The organism is Hymenobacter siberiensis (assembly GCF_018967865.2).
GTDB lineage: Bacteria > Bacteroidota > Bacteroidia > Cytophagales > Hymenobacteraceae > Hymenobacter > Hymenobacter siberiensis.
The window spans coordinates 1544661-1571357 of the sequence record NZ_JAHLZY020000001.1; the positions used below are offsets into that span (position 1 = coordinate 1544661).

At 61.9% G+C, this 26697-nt stretch carries 22 protein-coding genes and 1 pseudogene; 9 read left to right on the forward strand and 14 right to left on the reverse strand.

Going from position 1 to position 26697, the window contains the following annotated elements; translation table 11 throughout:
• Positions 1-21: 21 nt before the first annotated feature.
• The 4 genes from KQ659_RS06890 to KQ659_RS06905 form a co-directional block, all read right to left on the reverse strand.
• A complete protein-coding gene (locus tag KQ659_RS06890) occupies positions 22-1032 on the reverse strand; it encodes a fibronectin type III domain-containing protein (protein WP_216689488.1) in 1011 nt (336 codons plus the stop codon).
• A 115-nt stretch (positions 1033-1147) separates the two neighbouring features.
• Positions 1148-2188 carry a UDP-N-acetylmuramate dehydrogenase gene (gene murB / locus KQ659_RS06895; RefSeq protein ID WP_317196128.1) on the reverse strand — a complete coding sequence of 347 codons (1041 nt, stop codon included), beginning with the start codon at positions 2186-2188 and terminating at the stop codon, positions 1148-1150.
• A 112-nt stretch (positions 2189-2300) separates the two neighbouring features.
• On the reverse strand, positions 2301-2855 hold the full coding sequence (locus tag KQ659_RS06900; protein ID WP_216689486.1) for a hypothetical protein: 555 nt from the start codon (positions 2853-2855) through the stop codon (positions 2301-2303).
• 128 nt (positions 2856-2983) lie between these two features.
• The gene (locus tag KQ659_RS06905) at positions 2984-4399 is read right to left on the reverse strand and encodes a sugar MFS transporter (protein ID WP_216689484.1); all 1416 of its coding nucleotides are present in this window, start codon (positions 4397-4399) and stop codon (positions 2984-2986) included.
• A 111-nt stretch (positions 4400-4510) separates the two neighbouring features.
• Here KQ659_RS06905 and KQ659_RS06910 point away from each other — a divergent pair, with 111 nt between their 5' ends.
• The 4 genes from KQ659_RS06910 (at position 4511) to KQ659_RS06925 (ending at position 10560) form a co-directional block, all read left to right on the forward strand.
• A complete protein-coding gene (locus KQ659_RS06910; RefSeq protein WP_226915621.1) occupies positions 4511-5692 on the forward strand; it encodes a THUMP domain-containing class I SAM-dependent RNA methyltransferase in 1182 nt (393 codons plus the stop codon).
• Positions 5693-5874: 182 nt separating this feature from the next.
• Positions 5875-8577, forward strand: a complete 2703-nt coding sequence (recQ, locus tag KQ659_RS06915; RefSeq protein ID WP_216689481.1) for a DNA helicase RecQ — start codon at positions 5875-5877, stop codon at positions 8575-8577.
• 289 nt (positions 8578-8866) lie between these two features.
• Entirely contained in the window at positions 8867-9703 is an 837-nt protein-coding gene (locus tag KQ659_RS06920; protein ID WP_216689479.1) for a LexA family transcriptional regulator, read from the forward strand.
• A gap of 134 nt (positions 9704-9837) precedes the next feature.
• Positions 9838-10560, forward strand: a complete 723-nt coding sequence (locus KQ659_RS06925; RefSeq protein WP_216689477.1) for a pirin family protein — start codon at positions 9838-9840, stop codon at positions 10558-10560.
• Between the two features lie 101 nt (positions 10561-10661).
• Here the strand turns inward: KQ659_RS06925 and KQ659_RS06930 are convergent, their stop codons facing one another.
• Complete coding sequence (locus KQ659_RS06930) at positions 10662-11567, reverse strand: hypothetical protein (RefSeq protein WP_216689476.1); 906 nt, start codon at positions 11565-11567, stop codon at positions 10662-10664.
• 212 nt (positions 11568-11779) lie between these two features.
• Between KQ659_RS06930 and KQ659_RS06935 the strand changes: the two genes are divergently transcribed.
• Both KQ659_RS06935 and KQ659_RS06940 read left to right on the forward strand, forming a co-directional pair.
• On the forward strand, positions 11780-12778 hold the full coding sequence (locus KQ659_RS06935; RefSeq protein ID WP_216689474.1) for a fasciclin domain-containing protein: 999 nt from the start codon (positions 11780-11782) through the stop codon (positions 12776-12778).
• Positions 12779-12832: 54 nt separating this feature from the next.
• The gene (locus tag KQ659_RS06940; RefSeq protein WP_216689472.1) at positions 12833-14431 is read left to right on the forward strand and encodes an alpha/beta hydrolase; all 1599 of its coding nucleotides are present in this window, start codon (positions 12833-12835) and stop codon (positions 14429-14431) included.
• Positions 14432-14506: 75 nt separating this feature from the next.
• Here the strand turns inward: KQ659_RS06940 and KQ659_RS06945 are convergent, their stop codons facing one another.
• From KQ659_RS06945 to KQ659_RS06965, 5 genes are all read right to left on the reverse strand, one after another.
• Entirely contained in the window at positions 14507-15445 is a 939-nt protein-coding gene (locus KQ659_RS06945) for a zinc-dependent peptidase (protein ID WP_216689470.1), read from the reverse strand.
• 36 nt (positions 15446-15481) lie between these two features.
• Positions 15482-16837, reverse strand: coding sequence for a hypothetical protein (locus tag KQ659_RS06950; RefSeq protein WP_216689468.1), 1356 nt, complete (start codon positions 16835-16837; stop codon positions 15482-15484).
• Between the two features lie 182 nt (positions 16838-17019).
• Positions 17020-17178, reverse strand: coding sequence for a hypothetical protein (locus KQ659_RS06955; protein WP_216689466.1), 159 nt, complete (start codon positions 17176-17178; stop codon positions 17020-17022).
• A 161-nt stretch (positions 17179-17339) separates the two neighbouring features.
• On the reverse strand, positions 17340-18791 hold the full coding sequence (locus KQ659_RS06960; RefSeq protein WP_216689464.1) for a DEAD/DEAH box helicase: 1452 nt from the start codon (positions 18789-18791) through the stop codon (positions 17340-17342).
• 180 nt (positions 18792-18971) lie between these two features.
• Complete coding sequence (locus KQ659_RS06965; RefSeq protein WP_216689462.1) at positions 18972-19907, reverse strand: YihY/virulence factor BrkB family protein; 936 nt, start codon at positions 19905-19907, stop codon at positions 18972-18974.
• A gap of 105 nt (positions 19908-20012) precedes the next feature.
• Between KQ659_RS06965 and KQ659_RS06970 the strand changes: the two genes are divergently transcribed.
• Complete coding sequence (locus tag KQ659_RS06970) at positions 20013-20558, forward strand: DUF2062 domain-containing protein (RefSeq protein ID WP_216689461.1); 546 nt, start codon at positions 20013-20015, stop codon at positions 20556-20558.
• 123 nt (positions 20559-20681) lie between these two features.
• Positions 20682-21953, forward strand: a pseudogene (locus KQ659_RS06975) (DUF2254 domain-containing protein).
• Between the two features lie 184 nt (positions 21954-22137).
• Here KQ659_RS06975 and KQ659_RS06980 read toward each other — a convergent pair.
• From KQ659_RS06980 to KQ659_RS06990, 3 genes are all read right to left on the reverse strand, one after another.
• Positions 22138-22665 carry an NADPH-dependent FMN reductase gene (locus KQ659_RS06980; RefSeq protein ID WP_216689459.1) on the reverse strand — a complete coding sequence of 176 codons (528 nt, stop codon included), beginning with the start codon at positions 22663-22665 and terminating at the stop codon, positions 22138-22140.
• Positions 22666-22915: 250 nt separating this feature from the next.
• Complete coding sequence (locus KQ659_RS06985) at positions 22916-23344, reverse strand: carboxypeptidase-like regulatory domain-containing protein (RefSeq protein ID WP_216689457.1); 429 nt, start codon at positions 23342-23344, stop codon at positions 22916-22918.
• 138 nt (positions 23345-23482) lie between these two features.
• Positions 23483-24709 carry an MFS transporter gene (locus tag KQ659_RS06990; protein ID WP_317196127.1) on the reverse strand — a complete coding sequence of 409 codons (1227 nt, stop codon included), beginning with the start codon at positions 24707-24709 and terminating at the stop codon, positions 23483-23485.
• A 161-nt stretch (positions 24710-24870) separates the two neighbouring features.
• On the opposite strand from KQ659_RS06990, the gene KQ659_RS06995 reads away from it, so the two are divergent.
• Positions 24871-25728, forward strand: a complete 858-nt coding sequence (locus KQ659_RS06995; RefSeq protein WP_216689455.1) for an aldo/keto reductase — start codon at positions 24871-24873, stop codon at positions 25726-25728.
• Positions 25729-25885: 157 nt separating this feature from the next.
• On the opposite strand, the gene KQ659_RS07000 is transcribed toward KQ659_RS06995, so the two are convergent.
• Complete coding sequence (locus tag KQ659_RS07000) at positions 25886-26641, reverse strand: succinate dehydrogenase/fumarate reductase iron-sulfur subunit (protein ID WP_168673975.1); 756 nt, start codon at positions 26639-26641, stop codon at positions 25886-25888.
• Positions 26642-26697 lie beyond the last annotated feature (56 nt).

The following is a 26697-nucleotide window of genomic DNA, read 5'->3' on the forward strand; positions in this document are numbered from 1 at the left end:
GGCGTATTTAACGTTCCCGATTTAGTTTTTGCCGCTGCTACGGTTGCGCTTGCCGGTGCTCGTGATGAAGGGCACCGGCGTGGCCGTTTCGGTACCGGCTTCATTGCGCGACCCCACCTCCACGTAGTAGGTAGTGCCGGGAATCAGGTTGTTCAGCGTGAGGCTGTGGTGGGTGGTCAGGCTTGCATCCAGGCGGCTTTCTTTCAGCTCTTTGGCATTGAGGCCGTAGCGCACGCGGGTATCACCGGGGTTCAGGGTGGAATACACCACGGTGAAGCCCGTAGCACTGACATTGACGGGCACGGGCTCTTCGGTGAGGCGGGGCAGGCCGCTGCCGCGCACAAAGTCGGTGGCCAGGCGCGGCAGCAGCTGGTAGCCGCCGGTGCCCCCCGGCGAGTACTGGCTCATGATGCCGCGCACGTCGAACGGCTCGCCGGTGGGCGGAGTGGTCCCGATAAGGCCGTCGGGCCCGGTGCTGGCGGCCCCCACGCGCAGCAGCGCGCCGGCCGTGCCGTCGAGCAGGTAGTTGGCGTTGCCAACCAGGGCCTCGGCGGGGGCGCTGGTTGGGGTGAGCAGCCGCGTTACGCCGGTTATTTCAACAAGCCGGCTTTCATTCGCCTCGGCATAAGCCGTGGTAACCTGGTCTGCCGACACGCGCAGCGGATGCAGCCGCCGGCCGCCGGCCAGCTTATGAAACGAAGCGACGGGGTCCATTTCCAGCAGCCCGTTGTAGGCCTTGAGCTGGCCCGTAACCTGAATGCTGTCGCCGGCCTGCAAATCGCCGAAGCCCGGCAGCTTAGCGGGCTGGGCATAGAGGGCCAGGCCGGCTTCGCCATCCTGCACGTAGCGAATGTTGCCCATCTCGGTCCCGTTCAGTACTACGGCCCGTATCGTAACCGTGCTGCCCGGCCCCAAGGCCCGGGCAGCTTTCAGGGTGAGAACCGGGGGCGTAGGGGGCGTGAGCAGGGAAGCCGGAGCTGCCCACACCGGGCCGGCGAGCACCCCGGCAAGCAGAAGGAAAGTTGGTTTCATAAATTGAAGAATAAGCAGACCGGCCGCGAAATGGCTGATGTAAAGAATGCGACAAATTACGCATCATTTCCTGTTTTCAGCAATATTATCGACTGATTGGCCGGGTGCCATTCAATCACAAAATATTAACTTCCGGGTGAAGGTCGACGCCGAACTGCTGGCGTACGGACGAGATTATCTCTTCGGCCAGCTGGCGTACTTCGCCGCCCGTAGCCCCGCCGTGGTTCACCAGCACCAGGGCCTGGCGGGCGTGCACGCCGTGGGTGCCCGCGCCGGGGCCGCGCCGCAGCCCCTTCCAGCCGGCCCGCTCGATGAGCCAGCCGGCGGGCACTTTCACGCCGCCGGGCACGGGGTAGCCGGGCAGGTCGGGGTACTGGCTTTTGAGGTGGTCGAACCGGGCCTGGGAGATTTCGGGGTTCTTGAAGAAGGAGCCGGCGTTGCCGATTTCGGCCGGGTCGGGCAGCTTGGAGCGGCGAATGTGCACCACGGCCCGGCTCACGTCCTGCGGCGTGGGCTCGCCTTCGATGCCGAGCTCGGCCAGCGTATCGGCAATGGCTCCGTACTGCAGGTTGGGGCGGGCCTGGCGGTGCAGGCGCAGCACCACGGCCGTCACCACAAACTGGCTCTTGAGCACGTTTTTGAACACGCTTTCGCGGTAGCCGAAGCCGCACTCGCCGGCCGAAAACACGCGGCCTTCGCCGGTGGCTATTTCCACGGCCTCCAAGTGGTCGAAGGTATCGCGCAGCTCGGCCCCGTAGGCGCCGATGTTCTGCAGCGGTGCCGCGCCCACCGTACCGGGAATGAGGGAGAGGTTTTCGATGCCGCTGAGCTGCTGGTCGAGCGTGTATTCGACCATGCCGTGCCAGCTCTCGCCGGCTCCGGCCCGCACCAGGGCCGTTTGGGCATCACCGTCTTCGCTGATAATTTCCAGTCCGCGAATCTCATTCTTAAGCACCACGCCGGCGAAATCCTGGGTGAACAGCAGGTTGGAGCCACCGCCCAGAATGAGCTTTTCAGCCGCCTGTACCTGGGGTAGCTTTAGTAGCGCGCGCAGCTCATCGGCCGAGGCGAAGCGGGCGAAGTAGCGGGCCCGCACATCGAGGCCGAAGGTATTGTAGGGGCGGAGGGAGACGTTTTCTTCGAGCTGAGGCATCATGCCCGCAAAGGTAGCGGACGATGTAGCGCGGACTTTTAGTCCGCGCATATTTCGGCGCTGCCAGCAAGCTCGGTGGCTGGCCGGCACTCGCGGACTAAAAGTTCGCGCTACATTATTTCAGCTTGGCTTTCACGTTGAAGCGCGAGTCGGCGCGCACGGTGGTGTTCTGGCGCACGGGCTGGGCCAGGGTCACATCGGTAAACAGCGAGTAGTAGCCGCTGCGCAGGTACAGGTCGAGCTTGGCGCCGGAGGGCGTCAGGGTGATGGCCGTCTGGCCGGTGGGCACGGGGTCGAGGGAGGCCAGCAGGGTTTTGTTGGTGCCCTGGTTGTCGCTGGCAATATAGATTTTTACGCTCTTCAGGAAGTCAAAATTCTGCCCGGCCGGGTCGGTCACGGTCAGGGCGAGGCGGTCGAGGGTCACGTCCTGCACGTAGTCAGCGCTGGTGTTGTTGGCCGAATACGTGCCCGACGACGAGGAGCTAACCGTAGCGCCCGGCAGCGAGAGTACCGTGGTATTGAGCAGGCCCGAGGCCGGTATCATGAAGCTGCTGGAATCGTTGACCTGGAATGTGAGCAGGTCTTCAATTTTCTTGCAGCTGCTGGTGCCTAGCAACACAACAAGCAGAAACAGCGATAGGACTTTGGAACTGTTAGACGGGTTTTTCATGACAAATAAGCAGTTGTAATAAGATAACAGAAAGAACCAGGCCGGTAAATTTACGGACCACGGCGCAATCTACGGCCAACCTCAGCTCCTGGTTTGAAAGCCCCATTCATCTCGCTGCGTCGCTCGCTCTACCGTACTCGGTAGCCGCTCACGGCATAAAACAACAGGTATAGGTAGCACAATGCTGGCACTACAAACGCCACCCGCAGGCCGCCGCCATGCGTAGCCAGCCAGCCCATGAGCGGCGGAATGAGCGCCCCGCCCACAATGGCCATAATCAAATAAGAAGAGCCCTGCTTGGTGAAAGACCCCAGCCCGGTGATGGCCAGCGGGAAAATAACAGGCCACATAATGGAGTTCATCAGGCCGCAGAGCACGATGAGCCACAGCGCCGTTTCGCCGGTGCTGAGAATGCTGGCTCCCACCAGCGCGGTGCCGGCCGCGCACACCGCCACCAGCAGCACCCGGTTGTGGAAGCGCAGCAGCAGCGGAATGCCCAGCAGCCGCCCCACCAGCGAGCCAAACCAGTACGACGACACCAGCACCGCGCCCACCGCCTTGGTGAAACCCACCGTGGTATCAATGGCCGACGGCTCCTTGCCGAACAGCACCAGCGCGTAGTTGGTGGCCACGTTGAGCCCCTGCACCAGGCTTTGGGTGAAGCCGGAAAGCTGCCGGATGCTCTGCGACTCGCCGTAGCGAATCAGAAACGAGCCCAGCCCAACCTCCACGCCCACGTACACGAAAATGGCCGCCACGCCCAGCACCAAATGCGGAAATGCCAGCGCCGACGTGCGCCCGGCTGCCATGGGCCGTGCCTCTTCGGCGGCCTCTTCGGGAATGCCCTCAATGTCGGGCAGCTTCACCAGAAAGAAAAACAGGCCCGCCAGCAGCACCAGAAACACGGCCAGCCCGATGTAGGGCCCTTTCACCAGCTGTGATTCTTCGGCCAGCCGTTCGGCCAGCGGCAGGGCTGCCAGCCGCGCCTTGAGTGCCACCGAGCCGCCGAATAGCACCAGTCCGCCCACCAGCGGCGACAGCGCCCCACCGAAGTTGTTGGCCACGCCCACAATGCTCACCCGCGCCGCCGCGTTGCGCGCCGGCCCCAGGATGCTCACGTAGGGATTGGCCGCTACCTGCAGCAGCGTGATACCCGCCCCCAGCGTGGCCAGCGCCGTGAGAAACAGGGCGAAGGCGCGTGAGTCGGCCGCCGGAATGAAGAGCAGCGCGCCGCCCGCCATCACCAGCAGGCCCACCACGATGCCGCGCTGGTAGCCCAGCTTCTTCAGCACCCAGCCCGCCGGCAGCGACATGAGAAAATACGCCCCAAAAAAGGCCGACTGCACGGCCGAGGACTGCAAGTCGGTGAGCTGGCACACGTCCTTGAGGTAGGGCATGAGCACATCGTTGAAGTTGGTGACGGCCCCGAACAGGAAGAACAGGGTAGTCATCAGCACCATGGGGCCGGCGTAGGAGCGAGCGGGCGCGGCGGTGCTGATGGTGGGAGCAGAGGAAGGGGCGAGGGCCATAGGAGCGTAGCGCATGCTTTAGCCTGCGCCCAGTGGGAATGTGACGGGTTTGATGGCGCAAGCTAAAGCATGCGCTACACTTTCTGCCGACCTTTGCGGCCGCGGACTAAAAGTCTGCGCTACTTTATGCACCTCACCGCCACCACCCAGTTCGGCCTGGAAGAACTGCTCGCCGACGAGCTTTACGCCCTCGGGGCCGACATCACCCACGTAGGCAGCCGCGCCGTCGAGTTCATCGGTGACCACCGCCTGCTCTACGAAGTGGCCCTTTGGAGCCGTCTCTCCATGCGCCTGCTGCGGCCCTTCGCTGCCTTTCATGCCGCCGATGAAAAGGGGCTGTACCGCGAAGTAAGCCGCATCGACTGGCAGGATTTCATCGGCCCCGGCCAGACCTTCGCCATCACGCCCGTGGTGAACCGCTCTACCTTCGAGCACTCGCTCTTCGTGGCCCAGCTCACCAAGGATGCCATCGTGGACCAGTTCCGGGCCCGCACCGGCGAGCGGCCCAGCGTGGACACCCGCCAGCCCGATATCCGCCTGCACCTGCGCATGACGGAGAACGAAGTCATCCTCAGCCTCGACGCGGCCGGCGACTCGCTGCACCGCCGCGGCTACCGCCAGCACACCAACGAGGCCCCGCTGAACGAGGTGCTGGCCGCCGGCCTGGTCCTGCTCTCGGGCTGGGATGGTAAGCAGCCGCTCATCGACCCCATGTGCGGCTCGGCCACCATCCTCACCGAGGCGGGCCTCATCAGCCAGCGCATCGCGCCCGGCCTGTTTCACCAGGGCAAGTTCGGCTTCGAAAACTGGTACGATTTCGACCCCGAGCTCTGGAACCAGGTGCGCGAAGAAGCCAAAGCCCAGCGCTTGGAGGAGCCGCAAGCCTATCTCGCCGGTTCCGACCTCGACCCCCGCGTCATCGACATGGCCGCCGCCAACATCACCGCCGCCGGCCTGGAAGACTACATTAAACTGTCGGTGCGCGACGTGAAGGATGCCGTGGTCCCGGCCAAGGAGGAGCCCGGCATAGTGCTTATGAACCCGCCCTATGGCGAGCGAATAGGGGAGGAGGCCGAAATGACGGCGCTGTATAAGACGATTGGCGATTCGCTGAAGACGAATTTTCAGGGGTACAATGCGTTTGTGTTCACCGGGAATCTGGAGGCGGCGAAGAGCATCGGGCTGAAGCCGGCGCGGCGCGTGCCGCTGTTTAATGGGCCGATTGATTGCCGGCTGCTGAAGTATGAGCTGTACCGGGGGTCGAAGCGGGAGCCGCGGGCGGCGCAGCCAGAAAACCTCACCCCCTGACCCCCTCTCCAAAAAAGAGGGGCACCGGCATTGCTCGGATGTAAATTTTGATGAGTTTTTGAATTGAGCTTTCAGCCTTTTTAAGGCTGAAAGCTCAAAATCAGGGCAGGTCCGGTGCCCCCTCTTTTTTGGAGAGGGGGTCAGGGGGTGAGGTTGACGTCAGGCGGTACTACCTTACCCGTATGGAAACCCCGCCCAAACTCAGCGGCCCGCAGGAACACATTTACACCACCGACCCCCATACTTGGGACAAGCGGCTAAAGGCCTACGCCCGCGAAAACCGCAAAGCCCCCACGCCCGCCGAAAATCTGCTCTGGCAGCAACTGCGCGGCAATAAGATAGGTGCCAAATTCCGCCGCCAGCACGCCATCGACTTTTTTATCGTCGATTTCATCTGCGTGGCTGCCAAGCTCACCATCGAGCTCGATGGCGAAATTCACGCTGCTCCCGAGAACGCTGAATACGACCTCGGCCGTACCTTCACGCTAACTGAATTAGGCTACTGCGAACTGCGTTTCACCAACCAGCAAGTGCTAACCAGCTTAGACGCAGTCTTAGCCCAAATTACTAAATTCCTAAAAGACAACCTTATAGAACGACCGTCTGACTCCCCCTCTTTTTTGGAGAGGGGGCCGGGGGGTGAGGTGACCCGCTCGAACAACATGCCCGAATTAGCCCCCGCTCCGCCCCTCGCCGCCGCCCGCCAGGCCCTGAAACGGTACTACGGCTACGACAATTTCCGCCCCATGCAGGGCGACATCATCGAGCACATTCTGGCCGGTAAAGACACCGTCGTGCTCATGCCCACCGGTGGCGGCAAGTCCGTCTGCTTCCAGATTCCGGCCGTCGTTTCCGATGGCACCTGCATCGTCGTATCTCCCCTCATCGCCCTGATGAAGGACCAGGTGGAAGCCCTGAAAGCCAACGGCATCGCGGCCGCCTACATCAACAGCAGCGTGGGCCAGAACGAGGCCAATGACATTGCCCGCGCCGCCACCGGCGGCTACCTCAAGCTGCTCTACGTGAGCCCCGAAAAACTGCTGAGCGAGGGCTTTATGCAGTTCCTGAACCGCATCAATATCAGCCTCTTCGCCATCGATGAGGCCCACTGTATCTCAAGTTGGGGCCACGATTTCCGACCCGAGTACACCAAGCTGGGAACCCTGCGCACGCACTTTCCCAACACGCCCATCATCGCCCTCACGGCCACGGCCGACCGTCTCACCAAGCGCGACATCATCACCCAACTCAACCTGCGTGAGCCTCGGGTGTTCTTATCGAGCTTTGACCGGCCCAACATCAACCTCAACGTGCGCCCCGGCCAGGACCGGGTGGGCTCGGTCATCGACTACATCGGCCGGCACCCCGAAGACCCCGGCATCATCTACTGCCTCTCGCGCAAAACCTGCGAAACCATTTCCGCCAAACTCGTGGCCAAGGGCATCAAGGCGGCGCACTACCACGCCGGCCTCACGCCTTTGCAGCGCGGCAAGGCCCAGGAGGCTTTTTTGCAGGATGATATTCAGGTGATTGTGGCTACCATCGCCTTCGGCATGGGCATCGACAAAAGCAACGTGCGCTGGGTGATGCACTACAATCTGCCCAAAAACATCGAGGGCTACTACCAGGAAATCGGCCGGGCCGGGCGCGACGGCGCCCCCAGCACCGCCATCCTGTTCTACAGCTTCGCCGACGTGATGCAGATGCGCGAGATGGTGACCAAGGATGTGCCCGCGCGTCAGGCCCAGCTCAACACCGCCAAGCTCGAGCGCATGCAGCAGTTTGCCGAAGCCGCCAGCTGCCGCCGCAAAATTCTGCTCAACTACTTCTCCGAAACCCTGCCCCAGGACTGTGGCAACTGCGACATCTGCCGCAACCCGCCCACCACCTTCGACGGCACGCTCATTGCCCAGAAAGCCCTGTCGGCCGTGTTCCGCAGCCGGGAGAAAGTCGCTATCAATCTGCTGATTGACATTCTGCGCGGCATGCGCAACCAAGCCGTGCTGCAAGGCGGCTACGACCAGATAAAAACCTACGGCGCGGGCTCCGACCTGCCCTACCTCGACTGGTACAGCTACGTGCACCAGATGCTGAACGACGGCCTGTTCTACATTGCCTACGAGGAAGGCTACGCCCTGAAAATCACCGAGCGCGGCCACGAAGTATTGAAGGGCCAGCTCGCCCTGCCGCTCAAGAAGTTTCAGGTGGCCGAGAAGGCCGAGAAGACCACCCGCGCCGGCAAAAAAGCCGCCAACGCCGTCGCCACTGCCGCCTTCGGCACCCCCGAAGCGCAGCTGTTCGACAAGCTCCGCAAGCTGCGCAAGCAGATTGCCGACGAGCAGGGCGTGCCGCCCTACGTGGTGTTCTCCGATGCCACGCTGCAGGAAATGGCCGCCGAGCGCCCCGTCAACCGCGTGGGCATGCTGGGTATTTCGGGCGTGGGCATGAAGAAGTTCGAGACCTACGGCGAGAGCTTCATTCGCCTCATTCTGGAAGATGGCGGCGGGGCCGTACCCTCCGATTCCGACAACATGTTCAGCGAGCCGCGCCCCCGTATTGCCGTGGCCGAAAAGCCCGTGAGCGACTCCGAGGATGCCACCATCCAGTTCCACCAGATTGGCCTCACCCCCGAGGACATTTCCGAGCGCCGCGGCCTGGCCCTGAGCACCGTGAAAACCCATCTCTACAACGCCTACGCCAAAGGCCGCGAGCTGCGCATCCACGACTTCACCACTGATGCCGAGCTGGCCGAAATCTTCACCGCCCGCGCCCAGCTCGGCGGCGACCCCACGCTGCGCGACCTGTTCGACCACCTGCGCGAGAAATACGACTACTTTCAGCTACGCATGGCCGCGCTGTATCACAGGCGTTTGCGCGGCCAGTAAAGTGAGGTAAGCTTTCGCTTGCCGTTTGAATTCAGGTCGTTATCAGAGCTCAAAAAGCCTGATAAATCAACCACATAAAATCTGCGAACCTCCGCGTTACCCTCGGCGAACCTCCGCGAGAAAAAGCAAAGGCGGGGAATTGGGAGCCGAAAGACAAATTGCTCGACGCTAAAGTGGTGGGCAGAAATTTATTAGCTAAGTGAATTAGTAACTTCGCACTTGCGTTGCTAACTTCACCAGCCGAATCCGCGTTGAATCCAACGCCACTCCCGGCTGCCGCCTCCCACCGATGATAAATACCAACCTCAAGTTTTGCCGGCGCGAGCTCGCCCTCACGCAGGCCCAGATGGCCGAAAAGCTCGGCATCAAACGTTCCCTGGTGGGTGCCTACGAAGAAGGCCGCGCCGAGCCCCGCCTCGCTACGCTCGTCAACATGGCCCGCCTATTCGGCATCACGCTCGACCAGCTCGTAACCACCGATTTCAGCAAGAAGAAGAACACCAAAATTATCGGTTCGTTGCCCGCGCCCGACCCCAACGCGCTCGATTCTGATTCCGCCGACGATAACCCCGAGCCGCCTACGCCGGCGGCTGGCGGCCGGCTCCGCGTGCTGGCCTTCACCGTGGATAAGGACCAGAACGAGAACATCGAGCTGGTGCCCCAGAAAGCCGCTGCCGGCTACCTCAACGGCTACGCCGACCGCGAATACCTGGAGGTGCTGCCCAAATTCCGCCTGCCCATGCTCTCGCAAACGGGCACGTACCGCGCCTTCGAAATTGCCGGCGACTCGATGCTGCCCATCGCCAGCGGCACCGTTATCGTAGGCCGCTACGTAGAAGAATGGGCCAGCATTAAGGATGGCACGCCCTGCATCGTGGTGAGTTCGCGCGACGGCATCGTGTTCAAGCGCGTGTTTAATAAGATGCGCTCCGGGGCCATGTTCGTGCTCCACTCCGACAACCCGAATTTCTCGCCCTACGACGTGAAGGCCGACGACGTGCTCGAAATCTGGGAGGCTAAAAGCTACATCAGCAGCACGTTCCCCATTGCCGAGCTCTCGCTGGAGCGTGTGGCCAGCCTCGTGCTCGACCTGCAGCAGCAGGTAGCCCTGTTGCGCAAAGCATAACCTGAAACTGCTTCCTTAAATAAGGTCATAAATCCCTTTCGACTTTCGGAGGGGATTTGCTGTGCGGGGCAAGGCCAACTTCCGGCCCGGCCTGCGCGTATGGTAGGCACGCCATGTCCTCTCGCTCTCACGCTATGCTCAAGTACATTTCCGCCGCCGACCGTCACCATGCTGCTCCCGCTGCCTGGCTCAGTAGCTACTTTCTGTTTTCGTTCGCCGATTATTTCGACCGCGCCAATATGCACTTCGGGCCGTTGCGCGTGTTCAATGATGACAGCGTGGCCGCCCAGTCGGGCTTTCCGCAGCATCCGCACTCGGAAATGGAAATCGTGACGCTGATGCTCGACGGCGAAATCACGCACCAGGACACGATGGGCAACAAAACGACCATCAAGGCGGGCGAAGTACAGCGCATGACCGCCGGGACCGGCCTGGCCCATTCCGAGTTTAACCGTCAGGATACCCCCCTGCATCTCTACCAACTGTGGTTCATCCCCAGCCAGAAGGGCCTGGCCCCCAGCTACGAGCAGAAAGACCTGGGCTTCACCAGCGGCAACAAGAACCAGCTGGTGCCCCTCGTAACCGGCCAGAAAGTGCTGGAAGACGTGGTGTACATGAATTCCAACAGCACGGTTTACTGGTCAAATCTGGACGAGGGTGAGGAAATTGAGTTCAAAACTTTCCCCATTCGCCTCACCTTCATTTACGTGAAGCAGGGCTCCATTTTCGTAAACGGCACCGAGCTCGGCCCCAACGACCAGGCCCGCATGACCGACGACGACGTGGTGCAGATTCGCGCCGCCAAAGACGCGCAGTTTATCCTGATTGACCTGCCTTCGTCAGAATCGAATTATTAAGATTTAAGCCACAAGCCACAAGCTCCAGGCTGCAAGCCTTTTCCGAAACAACGGAGAAAGCTTGCAGCCTGGAGCTTGTGGCTTAATGAAAGCTGATTAACCTAGAAGTTATACGTGATACCGGCCGAGTAGCCGGTGGCCTTGCCAATGTTGCGGCCGGCCACGTAGGTATTGGCCCCCAGCGTCAGGCCGAAGCCGTTGGTGATGGGCCGGTAGGCGCTGGCGCCCAGGCGGAGATAATTGACGCGCGTGGAGGGGAAAAAGCCGTTGAAGCCCTGGGCGGCAATGTCGGTGCCGCCGTTCGATTCCTGGAAAGAGGCATTGCCTTCGAGGTAGATTTTGGGGCCTGCGTAGCCCAGCTTGGCCTCGCCCACAAGGGCATCGGGCACGGAGCCGGTGCGCAGGCTGTAGCCCACCTGGGCCGTGGCAAACACGCCCGAGCTGGTTTTGAGGTGCGCCACGCCGGAGGCCGTGTACTTGGTGGCCCGGTTGCCGATGGCGATGATGTAGCCGTAGCCGGTGTTGCTCTGGTAGTCGCTCACCGGGGTGCTGAAGCTGACCACGCCCAGCAGGTCGAGGATGCTGCTGCCAATTTCGCGGGTGTAGGATTTGAACTTGAGTAGGGCGGTAACGTCCTGCAGGCCCTGGCGCACGTTGGTGTAGCCCTGCGTGGAGTAGTAGGAGTTCAGGCCATCGATTACCCCCTCCGCAGCGCGGCCTTTCGACTGAATGTAGGGCAGGCTGATAACGGCGTCAATCTTGTCGGATAGGCCATAGGTGCCGTAGAGATTGAGCGAATTGACGCGTACCTCCTGAAAAACCGGCACGCCCGATATTTTTTCGGGGGCTAGGTACACATCGGTATAGCGCTCGGCCGTGCCCGACACTACCACCGAGCCGTGGCCCTTGCCCGCCATAAAACCACTCACCAGGCTCTGCCCCCGAGCAGTGGTAGCCACGCCGGTAAGTAAAAAAACACCACAAAACAGCTTGGAAAAATTTTGCATAAAAACAATAAATAAGAAACTACTATTAGGGGTAGCCTGGCTGGGTATGGCCAAACAAAAACAGCTCATTTAGTCTATTCTGATGCAATTTACGGGTGTGTTTAATGGAACAGATTTACCTTAGCGCAATCCGATGGCTTTATGAAATCATTTATATTCAGCAATTTGAGTTGAATGAACTTGTTAGCACGATAAAAACAATAATTTACCCGATGAAAAAATATCTTCCCATTAAAGCCGGTTTGCTGGCATTGGGCCTTTTAGCCATGAATGGCTGCGCCAAGAATAAAGAGGTTGACCCTTCCATCACCAATATTGCGGTTACCAATCCCGATTTTCAGGAACTGGAAGATGCCGCTATTCGTGGCAACGTGGCCGTGCTGCTCGGCAACAAAAACGAAGACCCGGCCAGCGGCGGAAAGTTCACGGTGTTTGCGCCCACTAATGCCGCTTTCAGCCGCCTCGGCCTCAACACGGCCCAGGACCTGGGAGCGTTGCAGCAGTCCTTTTTGCAGAGCACCCTCTATTACCACGTCTTCAGCGGGACGCTGGCGGGCAGCGCGCTCACGGCGGGCAGCACGTCTGGTTCGGCGCTGGGTGTCACGCGGCGCATTATCCGGCGGGCCGATGGTACGCTATATGTCAACGGCTCCAAAATTCTGGGTACCGATGTGAAGGCGGCCAACGGCCTGATTCACCCCATCGACAAGGTGCTGCTGGCTACGGGTGTCGATATCCTTAATTCGGCGCTGGCCCTGCAAAGCAGCAAGGTTTTCGTGAAGCCGGAGCTGACATTTCTCGTTGAAGCCGTGGTATATTGCAACCTGCAGGGGGGCCTCACGGGGTCGCCCGGCAGCGCGCCGCTCACCGTATTTGCGCCCACCGACCAGGCGTTTAAAGACCTTGGCGTGCTGCTGGGCGTACCGCTGAATCAGCCCAGCGACATCCGCAAGCTGCCTGTGGCTACCGTGACGGCAGTGCTGCTCAACCACGTAGTTGGGGGTGCGCAGGGTGGGAAATTCACGCCCGAATTACCCGAAAACACTTCGGTGGCCTCGGCTGGTGGCGCACCGGTGGTGCTGGGAGGCTTCCAGAGCGGTGTGCTTACCGTGAAAGGTGCCAGCAACACGGTACCTGCCAACATGGTGATTCCGGACGTGCAGTGCACCAACGGCGTGGTACACGTGATTGACCGCGTGCTGCTGCCATAAGTAGTTAATAATCATGGTTTTATTGCTTAGGTCATGAGTTTGCCTTAAATTGATATGATACGGAAGCTGCTCCGCAACGCGGGAAAGGTGGTAATAGGCGTGGGGCTGTGGCCGGCGGCAGTGCTGGGGCAAGCCAGCGCGCCCATCCGTCCCGACTCGGTGGCCCAGCATTCCGCAGCGCCGGTGGCCAGTATGCCCAGCGTTGCCGGCGTTTGGAAGGGGCCGCTGTCAATCCCCGGCGGGACGCTGCCCATCCAAATCAGCATCATTCAGCCGGGGGCCAATAAGCTGATTGCCACCCTTGACCTGCCCGCCAAGCGCCTGAATAAGGTGCCGGCCTCGCTCACGCTGCGGGGCGATACGCTCATCTTCTACGCCGCTACCGTGGATTGCCGCTTCGTGTGCATTCAGGCGGGCGAGGCGGGGCAGGAGCTGCGCGGCGTGTGGCTACAACCCGGGCTGCGCGTGCCGTTGGTGCTGCAGCGCGCCGACCCCAACGGTGCCGGCACAGTAGCCGTGGAAAAAACCGCAGCCGTGAAGGCGACCACCTACCACATTGAAGCCGTGCACCTGACCAGCCAGCCGGGCAACGTGGCCCTGGCCGGCACCCTCAGCATTCCGGACGGGGCCGGGCCGTTTCCGGCCGCCGTGCTGCTCACCGATATGGGCAGCCAGGACCGTGACTCGCGCCAGGGCAGCTACCGCTTCTTTGCCGATATCGCCGCTTCGCTGGCCCGCCAGGGTATTGCTGTGCTGCGGCTCGACGACCGGGGCGTGGGCGAGTCGGGTGGCAACGGCCCGCTGGCCACCACCGCCGACCTGGTGCGCGATGCGCAGGCGGGCCTCGGCTACCTGCGCATCCGGCCGAGCATCGACCCGGCGCGCACCGGCCTCATCGGCCACGGCGAGGGCGGTAATGTGGCCCTGCTGGCGGCGGCCCAGCCCGTGCCCCCCGGCTTTGTGGTGGCGCTGGCGGCATCTGGCCTGGTGGGACTGGACCTGCTGGCCAGCCAGCCCGAACCGCTGAGCGCCGCCGACACGGCCCGCACTGGCGAGGCCCGCCGCCAGGCCTGGGCCGAGGTGTTGGCCAAGGCCGCCAAGCTGCGGGCCAGTGGCTCTAACTCAGCCCAGGTCGAAACCTACGTGGCGCAGCAGCGCCTCAAAATCAAAAGCGAAGAGCGTAAGCAGGCGGAAACAACCCTCAAATTTCGGCGAACCATGCTGGAAATTGTGCGCCAAACGGCCAGCAACGACCAGGCGCAGGCCATCGTGGTAAACATGCTGCACCAGCGCTACCCCAACCAGGACCCCGCCCTGGCCCGCGCCCGCGCCACCGATTTGCTTACGCCCTGGTACCGCTATTACCTGAAATTCGACCCCCAGCCCGGCCTGGCCGATGTGCAGTGCCCCGTGCTACTGCTTAATGGCACCGACGATGCTGAGGTGAATGCCGCTACCAACCTGACCGCCCTCGAAAAAGGCCTTAAAGGGAATAAGCGCGTCAGCGCCCGCCGGCTGCCGGGCCTCAACCACTGGTTTCAAACCCCCGCCGCCGAGCGCATTGCCGCCGCCGATGGCACGGTGGAGTCCGTGGTTGCTCCGGTGCTGCTGACTGCGGTGCGTGATTGGGTATTGCAGCAGGGGAGCCGGTAGCGGCAGGTCAGGATAAATCAAAGCAGTCCGTCATGCTGAGCGCCATTGAAGCATGACGGACTGCTTGATAGGTGTTTATACCGGCTGCACCGCCAGGTGGCAGTCCTTGTATTTCCGGCCACTGCCGCAGGGGCAGGGCGTGTTGCGGCCAAATTTGCGGCTGCTGCGCAGGGTTTTTATCCACTCGCGCGGGTCGGTGGCGAAGCGGAGGAAGCGTTGTTTGGGTTTTTGGCGGAAGGCCTGGGTGAGCAGCTGATAGAGTTCGGGGTGGTGCTCCTGCAGCTTCTCGGGCTTCTCAAAGAAGTACTCGGTGACGACGGCGAAGAACTCGGCCTCGTTGGTGGCGGCGTAGGGGTTGATTTCTGATTTGCCGGCCTGAATGGCCGCGATTTCGCGTTGCACCACGGCCGCCCACTGGGGCAGCAAATCGGGGGGCATGGCGACTTTGGGCAGGCCGTCAATCACGCCGTCTGCTTCATCGAGCAGGTGCGCAAATTCGTGGATGCCCACGTTCTGGCGGTCCACCGCGTCGCGGAAGCCCTGTTCGAGAGACGCTTTGGAAAGGCGCATGTAGTGCTGGTTCTGGAAGCCCTGCACCGAGCCGAGCAGCGTGCCCTGCAAGGTTTTGATTTCCCTGGTAGGGTCGTTTTGCAGCTGCCAGGCATCGGGCACGATGAGAACTTCGCTCAGATTGCGGTACTCCCAATCGGGAAACCCAAACACGGGGATGAGGGCCGAGGCGGCCACCAGCAGGCGCGTGTTGTCGTCCACTTCCGTCTGTACGCCGGTGATGCGGGTGCGGGCCAGGAAAACTTGCGTCTGCTTTTCAAACCGGGCTTTTTCGGCATCCGTCAGGGCCACGTAGAAGGCCACCTGCTCGAATAGAATCTGCCGCCAGGCGGCCGGAAATTCATGGGCCAGCGCGGCCGTGCGGAGGCGCGAGTCGGCGGTGGCGTATTGGTAAAACGCGTACAGAATGGCCACCAATACGGCCAGGGAAATGAGGTAGGGCATGGGCTGTTAGTACGGCCCGGCGCCGGCTGGGTTGACTTAGCGGGCGGCTGATGGGCGCACAGCGTCCGGGTTGCGGCCCAGCTGGTAGGTGGCCATCAGCCGGGCGCTCCATGCCGAGCCTAGGAATAGGCTCTCTACGGCATTGTTTTTATCGCGAAAATCGTAGCCCCGCTGAGCATCTATGGTCAACGTCAGGCGATTGGCCCGCCATCCCAGGGTCAGTGCGGGAAGAAGAGTTTGGGCTGTAAATCCCACTTGGGTGTTAAAAGCAGGCGCGGCAGGTGCTGTTTCGGTGGGATTGTCGCTGCTGCCAGTGGTGATGGTGGAAAACGCCGGATTGAAAATACTGTTCAGCTCGTAGCTAACACCAAGCACCAATTGCTGATTGTGCTTAAGCGAACTATACTTACGTAGGCCAATGCGCGCTGAACCCAGCCAGGCCGAATAGTCAGCATACGCAAATTCGTAAGCCTTAACGCCTCCCACCGTGATTCCGGAGCGGTAGCTATACAGTCCTTGGCGGCTGCGAAAGGTGCTCAGACTGAGCTCCCCGTAGATTGAAGTTGTGCGGCCGGGAAGAAACATCTCGGCAAACAGTCCGGCCGTGGGACGGGGGCGCTGGTCGAGTACTTCATAGCCGTCCATGTCTCGGGGCGAGGCCACCTGGTTGTAGCGCATCCCCAGCAGAATACCGCCTTGTACTGATACCCGGCGTCGCACTTTAGCCTGGGCCAGCCAGATACGTCCCGGCTGCCGGCTGGGAGCACAGCCGGTATTATAGGCCTGCACCACCACCGCTATGCCGGGCGCAGTGAATGGGGCCTCAGCAGCGGCTGCTTGGGCCGCCGGGCAATCGCCGAAATACACTCCCAGCGTATTTCGATAGTTGTTACCATCGGTGATGGCTTGGGTGCCGGCTGCCGTTTCACGTAGGTATTTCTGCTCACTCAGGTCCAGAAAAGGCTGGCCGTGCCGATGAACGAGGTAATGGGTGATGCCATTCACCTCGACCCGCAGCATCTCGGCCGCGCCTTCGAGCAGCACGTCGGCCAGCAGGGAGTCTGTGTGCACATCGATAGTGTAGCCACGTGGCAGCCGGTCCAGTTGAACTTCGGCCGCGTAGTTAATGGGCAGGGCTTCGTAGCGGAAATAGCGCCCGTTGGTAAAGAGCACGGTACGCAGCTGCCGGGGCTTCAACACCTGTACCAAACTGCCGGGCGTGGTCTGAAAACGAATAAAAGTGGGGGGCTCTTTCCAAAAACTGTTTTCGATTTCACCGCGTAGCGTATCGCCGTTGGCGCGCACCAGCATGCCCGACTCAAAGGCCTGGGCCTGGGTTTGGAAAGTATAGGATAGCGCGAAGGCCAGCAGGAGTAAAAGTCGTTGCAGCATAAAGGGTAGTTGATGCGGCTGCTAAAGTAGTGGCAAATGCGTCGCCAGCTTCTCCCGCAGCAGGGCAATCAACGTACTGTCGCCAAACGGGTACTTATCTGGAATGCACAGGGTAACCACTGTTTTCCCGTGCAACACCTCTGCAAACTTTTCCCGTAGCCGGTCGGCGTGGCGGCGCTCTATCACGAAGATGATTCCGGCCCAGCCCAGGTAGCCGGCCGTGACGCGCACCCCTGCCCCGGCTTGGTGCCGGCCGAGCGGGCCTCGTAGTGCGGGTGGTCGTCAAAAAGCCGCTCAGCGGTGAGGCTGCGCCACTTGTTCTGGCTGCAGATGAAGCGCATGAGTATGGCTACTGGCTAGTGATGAATAAAAAGAACGTCATGCTGAGCGCAGCCGAAGCATCTCGCGTGTGGTAGTTACTCAATCGTTCAACGAAAGAATTACCATTGCACGCGAGATGCTTCGGCTGCGCTCAGCATGACGTTTAGGGTGACGTTTCAGCCTACCGAATCAGCGCCACTTTCACTTTCTTCCCCTTCACCTTGGCACCCTGCATTCTCGCCAGCACTTCCTCGGCCAGCGCCTCGGGCACGGCCACGAAGCTGTGGTGGTCGAAAACTTCGATGCGGCCCACGGCGTCGCGCTCCAGGCCGCCCACGCTCACGAAGGCCCCGGCGAGGTCGCCCCGGCTGATTTTTTCACTCTTGCCGGCCGATACGTGCAGCGTAACGGTGCTGGGGCGCGGGGCTTTGGGAGCGGCGGCGGGCAGCACTGGCGGACGCAGGCCGGCCCACTGCACGGTGCTGGCGGCGGGCCAGTTTTTGATTTTTTCCTGCTCGAAGGGCGTCACGATGAGGTGGGCGGTGCCCACGGCCCCGGCGCGGGCCGTGCGGCCGGCGCGGTGCTGGAAGGTATCAGTTTCGTGGGGCGGGTCGAACTGCACCACGGTGTCGAGCTCGTTCACGTCGAGGCCGCGTGCGGCTACATCGGTGGCTACCAGAACGGTAGCCGAGCCGTTGCGCAGCTTCATCATGGACTTGTCGCGCTCGGGCTGAAGCATTTTGCCGTGCAGGGCTTCGGCGGCCAGGCCCCGGCCGCGCAGGAAGCGGGTTAGCTCCTCTACCCGGTCGCGGGTGTTGGCAAACACCAGCGACCGGCCGGCGGTGGGCTGGGTGATAAGGTGAAAGAGGGCGGCGGGCTTCTGGTCGGCGGCGCTCACTACGTGGCCGCGCAGCACCAGGCTTTCGGGCAGGGTAGTGGCGTTGGAGCCGCCCACGTTCATCACCCGGGGACGGGTAAGGTATTCGCGCACCAGCGTCAGCACCTTATCGGGCATGGTGGCCGAGAACAGCAGCGTTTGGCGGCGCTGCGGCAGGCGGCTGATAATGGTGGCCATTTCTTCCTGAAAACCCAGCTCCAGCAGCTTGTCGGCCTCGTCCAGCACCAGCACTTTCAGGCGATTGGGCACAATGGTGCGGCGCTCCAGGTGGTCGAGCATGCGGCCGGGCGTGGCCACTACTACGTGGGGCATCTGCTGCAGACCTTTCACTTCTTCGCGCATGGCGTGGCCGCCGTAGTAGCCGGCCACGCGCAGGTTGGGCATGTGCTTGCCGAGGCTGCGCAAGGCGTCGCGCACCTGCATCACCAGCTCGCGGGCGGGCACTAGCACCAGGGCCTGCATGGTGGCCGAGGTCACATCGACCTGCTGCAGCATGGCCAGGCCGTAGGCAGCGGTTTTACCCGAGCCGGTGGGCGCCTGGCCGGCCACGTCCTGCCCTTCGAGTGCGGGGGCCAGCACCAGCTGCTGCACGGGGGTGGGCTGGGTGAAATTCAGCTCGGCCACGCCAGCCAGCAGGGCGGGGGAGAGGCCGAAATCGGCGAATTGGAGGTTGGGCTTGGTGGTGGGCTGGGCCGGCGAAGCGCCGGCAGCGGCGGAGGTATCAGGAGTTTGCACGGGACAAAGGTACGGCTTGGGTTTTCGGGCCGTCGAAGGGACGATAAAAGAAAAGAACGTCATGCCGAGCGCAGCCGAGGTATCTCGCATGTAATAGTAGTTCTGTCGTTCAACGATGGGATTACTATGGCACGCGAGATGCCTCGGCTGCGCTCGGTATGACGTTCTCCTCTGCACACGCTACTCCTCCACATTCACCAGCCGGTACCGCACGGCCGACTTCTTGGGCCGGATATCGAGCCCGATGCGGTGAGCGTATGCCTTCGTAAATGCTGCCCCGAAATAGAATATCATGGCGCAGTAAAACACGAATAGCAGCACCAGCACCAGGCTGGAGGCGGGGCCGTACACCGGCCCCAAATCGCGGGCTACTAGCAGCTGGCCCAGCACCACTTCGCCCAGGCTGATGAGCAGGGCCGTGAGCGCCGCGCCGCGCGTGACGACCCGCCACGGCACTTTGGCCAGGCTCAGGGTGCGGAAGGTGACGCCGAACCACGCCGCCAGAATAAGCCAGGCAATCACGGAGTTCAGCCCGCGCACAATGAAATAAGTGAAGGTGGTATCGAAGTCGCGGATGCTTTCGGCGAATAGGCTCAGGGCAGCATCGGTGCCGAATGCCAGCAGCGTGAGCGCCGCCGTGGCCAGCAGCACGCCGCCCGAGCGCATCCGCTCGCGCACGGCCTGCAGTACCTTGCCCGTACCCCGCTTGGGCCGGATTTGCCAGAGCTGATTGAGCGAATGCTGGATGACGGTGAACAGCGTGGTGGCCACAAACAGCAGAAACGCAAAGCCCAGCCACGTTACCAGCCGGCTGCGCATGGGGTCGGCCACGTTCATCACAATCTGCGATACCAGCCCGGCTGCCGGTGCCCCCACCAGGTTGCTCACCTTGCCCAGCAGCATCACCCGCACGATGGACGAGGGGTAGAGCGAGCTCAGCAGCTGCACCAGAATGATGAGGATGGGCGGCAGGGCAAACGAGGTGAAAAATGCCGTGGCCGCGCCCAGCCGCAGCGGGTCGTTCTGACCCAGCTCGCGGGCGGCGCGGTGCAGCAGAATGGGCAGCTCGCGCCACCACGGACCCGGCAACTCGACCGGGGAATCTAACTTTGTCATAAATACCCGTGGGGCAACATTGCGGGCCACCGCCGTATGAGGAAAGCCCCCAGCGAAGGTACGGGCTGCCGTGCGGCCCGGCTTTCGGCCCCGTTATATTTCTGTATGTCGCCTTCCGAAACCCAATTGCCGCCAGTAGTCCCGCCGCGCTCCTGGCTGCGCCGCCGCGTGCTCGACCCCTTGCTGGACCTGCTCAAGGCCGGCCTCTCGCCCCAGCAGCTGGCCCTCACCGTGGGGCTGGGCGTGGCCGTTGGGCTGGTGCCCGCCTTCGGCATCACCACCGTGCTGAGCGCCGCCGTGGCCCTGCGTCTGCGCCTCAACGTGGCCGCCATGCAGCTGGCTACTCACCTGATGACGTTTTTTCAGCTGGCGCTGCTTATTCCATTTTTGCGCGCTGGGGCCGTTATCATGGGCCAGGGCGATAAAGTGGCGAACCTCACGGTAGCCAGCCTGCGCCAGCTCATCGCCCTCGAAGGCTGGGCCGCGGTGGGCAAGCTCCTGTGGCGGGCCGAGCTGGGCGCGCTGCTGCTGTGGGTCATGGCGATGGTGCCGCTGGTGGCCGTGCTGTATTTCACGCTACGGGTGGTATTTCGGCGGGTATTGGTGCGGCAGGCGGCCACGCTGGATAGCGAAGCGGAAGTAAAAGCCTAAATAACCTGCCCTATGTCTCGTTTTACTGGCCCATCCCTTGTGTTTTACCTGCGGCAGGTGCGGCAGCCGCTGCGCGAGTCGCTCTGGTTTGTGCCCGTCCTGATGGTGCTGGCCTGATTCGGGCTGGCCTATAGCGTAGTGCAGTTTGACCAGGCCAGCAGCGTGCAGGGCCTGCGGCGGCTGCCGCTACTGTTTGGCATTGATGCGGGCGGGGCCAGCGGGATGCTGTCGGCCATTGCGGGCTCTATGCTGACGGTGGCCGCACTCACGTTTTCACTGCTGCTGGCGGCGCTGGCGCAGGTCAGCAACCAATATTCGCCCCGGGCGCTGCGCAACTTCATGCGCGACCGGGTGAACCAGGTGGTGCTGGGCTATTTCGTGAGCGTGTTCACCTACTGCCTGGTAGTGTTGGGCACTATTCGCTCGGTGGTGGGCGGCCACCAGGTGGGCTTGTCGCGGTTTGTGCCCAACACGGCCGTGCTGGTGGGGCTGGTACTGGCCCTGGGCGGCGTGGGCGCGCTGGTGTATTTCGTGCACCACGTAGCCGAGGCCCTGCAAACCGGCACCCTGCTGCGTAACATCGCGCTCGAAACCGAAGCGGAGATTGAAGCGCTTTTCCCGGACCGCATTGGCCCGCCCGTGCCCGAGGCCGAGCAGGCGGCGGCCCATGCCTTCGTGGCCCGGCACGGCTGACACGCGGGGCCGTCCGACACGGCTGGCTACCTCCAGCCCATCGATGCCGACGGCCTCCTGCGCTGGGCGCAGCGGCACCGCACCGTGGAGCGCATCAATGTGCCGGTGGGCGGCTTTGTGGGCGAGTGCCAGCCGCTGTTTGGCGTACGGGCCGGCATGGAGCGCGCCGCCGCTCCCGACGCCGACAAAACCCCTGCCGACTGGCCCGACGACCTGATATGCTACGTGGGCATTGGCCGGCACCGCAATCCGGCGCAGGATGTGGCCTTTGGACTCCAGCAACTGGTTGATGTTGCGCTCAAAGCCCTCTCACCGGCCGTGAACGACACCACCACGGCCATCATGGCCGTCGATTACCTGGGCGAGCTGGGCGGCCGGCTCGCCCGCCGCGACTCCCCCATTCCCCTGCGCTCCGACGGCCAGCACCTGCGCGTATTGGTAAAAGTGCCCGATTTCGGCGATTACATCCACCTGGCCTTCGATTTGATTCGTGCTAATGCCCTAAACAACCCGGCCGTGCTGCGCCGAATGCTGTGCGCCCTGGCCCTAATCGGCGGCCAGACTACTTTACCCGAGCGCCGGCGCATCCTGCGCGAGCAGGCCGGCCTGCTCCTGGTCGGCGCCGTGGCCACCCTGCCCCAACCCTACGAGCGCCAACAAGTGGAGGCGACCCACGCGGAGCTGAGTGCCGCCTGGCAATGATGGGGCCGACCGCCAGTGAGCTGCGCAGCAACAAAAACCCGCCGCAGTAGTAACCCTATGCGCCGGTCGGACCGCCCTAGGCGGTCCGACCGGTTGTCGGGAGGACAAAATCGGGGGTACTTCAACCGGTCTGACCGCCTAGGGCGGTCAGACCGGAGCATCCGCCTGTTGCCATACGACTACTTTAAGACGCGAGCAGTGCCACCGCCTGCTCGCGCAGCAACTGGCGCGACAGGTCGTGGTTGAGGCCGTGCTCGGCGTTCAAATCCTGATTGATGAAGGGCAGGCGCACGCGCTGGGGCAGTACCGTGGTGCCGAGATACATCAGCACGTCGGTGAGGTGGGTCATGGCCAGCAGGCCGCCCTGGCCGCCGCTGCTCAGGCCCACCAATACTGCTTTTTTGCCCTGAAGGCCGCTGGGGTAAGTGAGGCCGTCGATAAACGCCTTCAGCACGCCGGGAAACGAGGCATTGTACTCGGGCACGATGATGACCACCTTCGCACTGTCATCGAGCATGGCGGCCAGGCGGTTGAACTCGGGGTGCGTGCCGGCGTTGGCATACAGCGCCGTGGCAATGAAATCGGCTGGCAGCTCGGCCAGGTCCAGAATCTGGCTTTCGGCCCCCAGCTCTGTAAGCAGGTTGCGGTAGTATTTGGCAATGCGGCGTGCGCGCGAATTGGGCCGGTTGGTGCCCGCGAGAATGGTAATCAAAACAAGAGTGGGCTAACTAACAATGGAAACCGTGTTGCTAACCGGTTGGGATGGCTGCTGGTTACGGCCAATTGGATAATAGTATCACATTGCCGGAAATAGCCTTGGCACAGCAAGCTGCTGACGCGAAAAAAAGAGGGGCGCCCAATGCAGGACGGTGCGGCTACCATAGCTGCCTGAGCTGCTACCTGGTTCGGGTAATAGAGTGAGGCTCTGAAATAAAATAGGCTCTTTTCCGGCCCGCCCCTGGCTAACGCACCTTGCCGTTGCCGGTGAGCTTTTTGTTGCGGCCTTTGGGTTTGGCGTAGGGGCTGGCCAGTGGGGTCAGGGTGATGTCGAGCGGCTGGCAGTTGGTCAGGGGTAGTTCCAGGGTGCTGTAGCCCAAGGCGTTAATCTCCATAACGGTATTGCGGGCAATGGCCTGCTTCGACGTGATGATGTAGTGCCCCTCGGCGTTGGTGCTGAACGCATCGGGGCTGAGGCCCTGCCCGGGATGCCGCAGCATGATGGTGGCCCCCGTGAGCGGGTACGCAAACGGGTCGGTTACCCGGCCGGTCAGCACCCGGCATTCCAGCTCATCGGCCTGCGGTGATGGCTTAGCCGCTGCCGGCTGCTGGGCTCGCACGGTGGTAGCAGTCAATAGCAAAGCCAGCTTAATCGCAACGGAAAAGTACCTCATGAGAGCGGTAATTAGCAGTAATGAAACCAGTTCAGTCCAAACACCCGCAGGAAGCGGAGAGTGCCGGACCTGAGTCAGGAAATCAGCTAAAAATAAAAAACGCGAATTCCCTGATATGGCAATATAGTAACCCGTGGCTTACCTGCGTTTCCGGCCTTCGCTATCCGTAGCCGCCAGCACGGCTACGGCCCCCAGGCACAGCGCAAACCACGCCCACGGCAGCCGCAAATCCAGCACCGATAAACCCCCGAATACCAGCGCTGTGCCGAAGCTGGCCAGGGATTGAAAAGCCTGGTTCAGCCCGAATATCTCGCCCCGGTCGGCCTCGGTGGTGTGGCGGGCCAGGCGGCCTTCCAGCAAGCCCTGAATGAGCGAAAGCGTGAAGCAGTCCAGCGTAACCAGCACGTACAGCGCCAGCTTGGAGGTGCCCATCAGGCCGTAGCCGGCCAGCACCGGCGCGCCCAGCGCGGCCAGCCACACAATGACCCGGCGCTGGTTGATGCGGTCGGCAAAATAAGTGTAGAACACGTAGTTCAGTCCCACGCTCAGCGCCCCGAAGTACATGAAGAAATAGGAAATTTGCCGCGCATCTAGGTGCAGCGGCCCCAGGCTGGCAAAGGGCACAAAGTAGAAATAATAGCCCGTGCTGAGCGTGAGGGCCACCTGCGTGAGCACAATGCGCCGCACCCCGGGATTTTGCCCGTTCTTTTCGCACAGCCGCGCCCAGAGCGTGAGCGGGTTGATGGCGAGGCTCAGCTCGGCCCGTAGCTCGGCCCCGCGCACTCCCCCGCGTCCGGCGTGCGTTTCGGGTAGCCACACGCTCAATAGCACGTTGAGGGCGGCCAGCGTCACGGCCAGGCGCACTACGTAGGTAGCCTGCTGGCCGGGCGGCACCGCCAGAAAGGTCAGCATCAGCCCGGCCGCCATGGGCCCCAGCACAAAGCCCAGCGAGATAATTGCGCCCTCGATGCCGAGGTTGCGAAACAGCCGCTCGGGCGGGGAAATATCGGTAATGGCCGAGCGCACCGTGGCGTACATGCCGTTGGTGAGGCCGTCGGAAACCCGGTTTGCGAAATACAGCCCCGCCTGCACCGGCAGTAGCAATATGTTGGCCAGCAGCGTGCCCACCGCCGAAAGAATAAAAATGGGCCGCCGCCCGTAGCCGTCGCCCAGCCGCCCCAGCAGCGGGGCCGAAAACAGCTGTACGCCCAGAAAAATGCCCGTGCCCACGCTCAGCCATAGTTGTGGCTGTGGCAGGCCCCGCACAAACTCCGGTAGCACCGGCCCCACCGCCGCCCCCACAATTACATCAACAAGAATAATGGCGTAGAGAAGTGGCAGGCGACGGTCGGAGGGCAAGGGCACGCAACAAAGTAACGGCACTGCTGCGGGGTAATCCGGCTGGTGCCCGCCCGCCAGCACTATCTCACGCTTTCGGCCCTGATAAAACAATCCCGTCATTTAAACGTCTTATGAACCACCTCGCCATTAATTGTGCCGGGGCATTTCATCTCAAACCAGTTCTCATGTCCGATACCACCACTTACCCCGCTACCTTCACCATCGGCGGTGACCTCACCGTCAACCGCCTCGGCTACGGTGCCATGCGCATCACCGGCGAAGGCATCTGGGGGCCGCCCGCCGACCACGACGAATCCATCCGTGTGCTGAAGCGGGCCGTGGAGCTGGGCGTCAACTTTATTGATACCGCCGACAGCTATGGTCCCAATGTATCGGAGGAGCTGATTGCCGAAGCCCTGCATCCCTACGCCAAAGGCGTCGTCATCGCCACCAAAGGCGGCCTGCTCCGCACTGGGCCCAACGAGTGGCCCATCGATGCCAGCCCCAAGCACCTCGAAGAAGTTCTCAACGGCAGCCTGAAGCGCCTGAAGGTGGAGCAGATTGACCTCTACCAGCTCCACCGCATCGACCCTAACGTGCCCTTCGAGGATACGCTCAAATTTCTGCAAAAGGCGCAACAGGATGGCCGCATCAAACACATCGGTTTGTCCGAAGTGAGCGTGGCCGACATCAAGAAGGCCCAGGAATTCGTGCCCATCGTGTCGGTGCAGAACATGTACAGCGTCGAAAACCGCAAGTGGGAGGCCGAGCTCACCTACACCCGCGAGCAGAACATCGCCTTCATTCCGTGGTTCCCGCTGGGCGGCGGCAATGCCGACGCCCTCAAGGCCCTCGACCAGATTTCTGCCAAGCACGGCGTAAAACCCCAGCAGATTGCCCTGAGCTGGCTCCTGCATTACTCGCCCAACATCCTGCTCATTCCCGGTACTTCCAAAGTAAAGCACCTGGAAGAGAATATGAAAACAGCTGACATTCGACTCTCTGCTGAGGATATGAAGGCGCTGGATGCCGTGATAGCCTAGAAGTGCAGTAGGGTGCGGGGGCTTGCCCCCGCCCGCCGTCGAACGTCTGCGAATGAGCCGTTCGACGGCGGGCGGGGGCAAGCCCCGCACCCTACAACAGAACGCCCCGGCAGTCGCACGACTGCCGGGGCGTTCTGTTAATTATATTTTACCGGCCTTACGCCAGGTTATTCGACGTAGCCTTTGCCGCGAGGAACTCACGGTTCAGGATGGCGATGTTCTCCAGCGAGATGCCCACCGGACACTCAGCCGCACACGAGCCGATGTTGGTGCAGGCACCAAAGCCTTCTTTGTCCATCTGAGCTACCATGTTTTCAACGCGGGTTTTGCGCTCCACATGGCCCTGGGGCAGCAAGGCCAGCTGCGAAACCTTAGCCGAAACGAACAGCATAGCCGATGCATTTTTGCAGGCTGCTACACAAGCTCCGCAGCCGATGCAGGTAGCCGCCTCGAAAGCACGGTCCGAAATTTCCTTTGGAATCGGAATCTCGTTGCCGTCGGGTGCGCCGCCGGTGTTCACGCTCACATAGCCACCCGCCTGAATGATGCGGTCGAATGCCGAGCGGTCCACGCTCAGGTCCTTGTTCACGGGGAACGACGATGCGCGCCAGGGCTCGATGGTGATGGTGTCGCCATCCGAGAACTTGCGCATGTGCAGCTGGCAGGTAGTAGTGCCCTTCTCCGGACCGTGCGAACGGCCGTTGATGAACAGGTCGCACGAGCCACAAATGCCCTCGCGGCAGTCATGGTCGAAAGCCACCGGGTCTTGGCCACCGCGCAGTAGGTCCTCGTTCAGCACATCGAGCATTTCCAGGAACGACATATCGGGCGAGATGTCCTTCACGTGGTACTCCACAATTTTCCCCTGCGCCTGACGGTTGGGCTGCCGCCATACGTTCAGGGTCAGATTCATCGGTTTAGCGTTGGGGTTGGAACCGGCCATTTTTTTGAATTAATAATTAATAATTA

Coding starts and splice junctions, on each gene's coding strand:
- KQ659_RS06890 (WP_216689488.1), bottom strand. CDS start 1,032: ATGAAACCAACTTTCCTTCTGCTTGCCGGGGTGCTCGCCGGCCCGGTG.
- murB (WP_317196128.1), bottom strand. CDS start 2,188: ATGATGCCTCAGCTCGAAGAAAACGTCTCCCTCCGCCCCTACAATACC.
- KQ659_RS06900 (WP_216689486.1), bottom strand. CDS start 2,855: ATGAAAAACCCGTCTAACAGTTCCAAAGTCCTATCGCTGTTTCTGCTT.
- KQ659_RS06905 (WP_216689484.1), bottom strand. CDS start 4,399: ATGCGCTACGCTCCTATGGCCCTCGCCCCTTCCTCTGCTCCCACCATC.
- KQ659_RS06910 (WP_226915621.1), top strand. CDS start 4,511: ATGCACCTCACCGCCACCACCCAGTTCGGCCTGGAAGAACTGCTCGCC.
- recQ (WP_216689481.1), top strand. CDS start 5,875: ATGGAAACCCCGCCCAAACTCAGCGGCCCGCAGGAACACATTTACACC.
- KQ659_RS06920 (WP_216689479.1), top strand. CDS start 8,867: ATGATAAATACCAACCTCAAGTTTTGCCGGCGCGAGCTCGCCCTCACG.
- KQ659_RS06925 (WP_216689477.1), top strand. CDS start 9,838: ATGCTCAAGTACATTTCCGCCGCCGACCGTCACCATGCTGCTCCCGCT.
- KQ659_RS06930 (WP_216689476.1), bottom strand. CDS start 11,567: ATGCAAAATTTTTCCAAGCTGTTTTGTGGTGTTTTTTTACTTACCGGC.
- KQ659_RS06935 (WP_216689474.1), top strand. CDS start 11,780: ATGAAAAAATATCTTCCCATTAAAGCCGGTTTGCTGGCATTGGGCCTT.
- KQ659_RS06940 (WP_216689472.1), top strand. CDS start 12,833: ATGATACGGAAGCTGCTCCGCAACGCGGGAAAGGTGGTAATAGGCGTG.
- KQ659_RS06945 (WP_216689470.1), bottom strand. CDS start 15,445: ATGCCCTACCTCATTTCCCTGGCCGTATTGGTGGCCATTCTGTACGCG.
- KQ659_RS06950 (WP_216689468.1), bottom strand. CDS start 16,837: ATGCTGCAACGACTTTTACTCCTGCTGGCCTTCGCGCTATCCTATACT.
- KQ659_RS06955 (WP_216689466.1), bottom strand. CDS start 17,178: ATGCGCTTCATCTGCAGCCAGAACAAGTGGCGCAGCCTCACCGCTGAG.
- KQ659_RS06965 (WP_216689462.1), bottom strand. CDS start 19,907: ATGACAAAGTTAGATTCCCCGGTCGAGTTGCCGGGTCCGTGGTGGCGC.
- KQ659_RS06970 (WP_216689461.1), top strand. CDS start 20,013: ATGTCGCCTTCCGAAACCCAATTGCCGCCAGTAGTCCCGCCGCGCTCC.
- KQ659_RS06985 (WP_216689457.1), bottom strand. CDS start 23,344: ATGAGGTACTTTTCCGTTGCGATTAAGCTGGCTTTGCTATTGACTGCT.
- KQ659_RS06995 (WP_216689455.1), top strand. CDS start 24,871: ATGTCCGATACCACCACTTACCCCGCTACCTTCACCATCGGCGGTGAC.
- KQ659_RS07000 (WP_168673975.1), bottom strand. CDS start 26,641: ATGAATCTGACCCTGAACGTATGGCGGCAGCCCAACCGTCAGGCGCAG.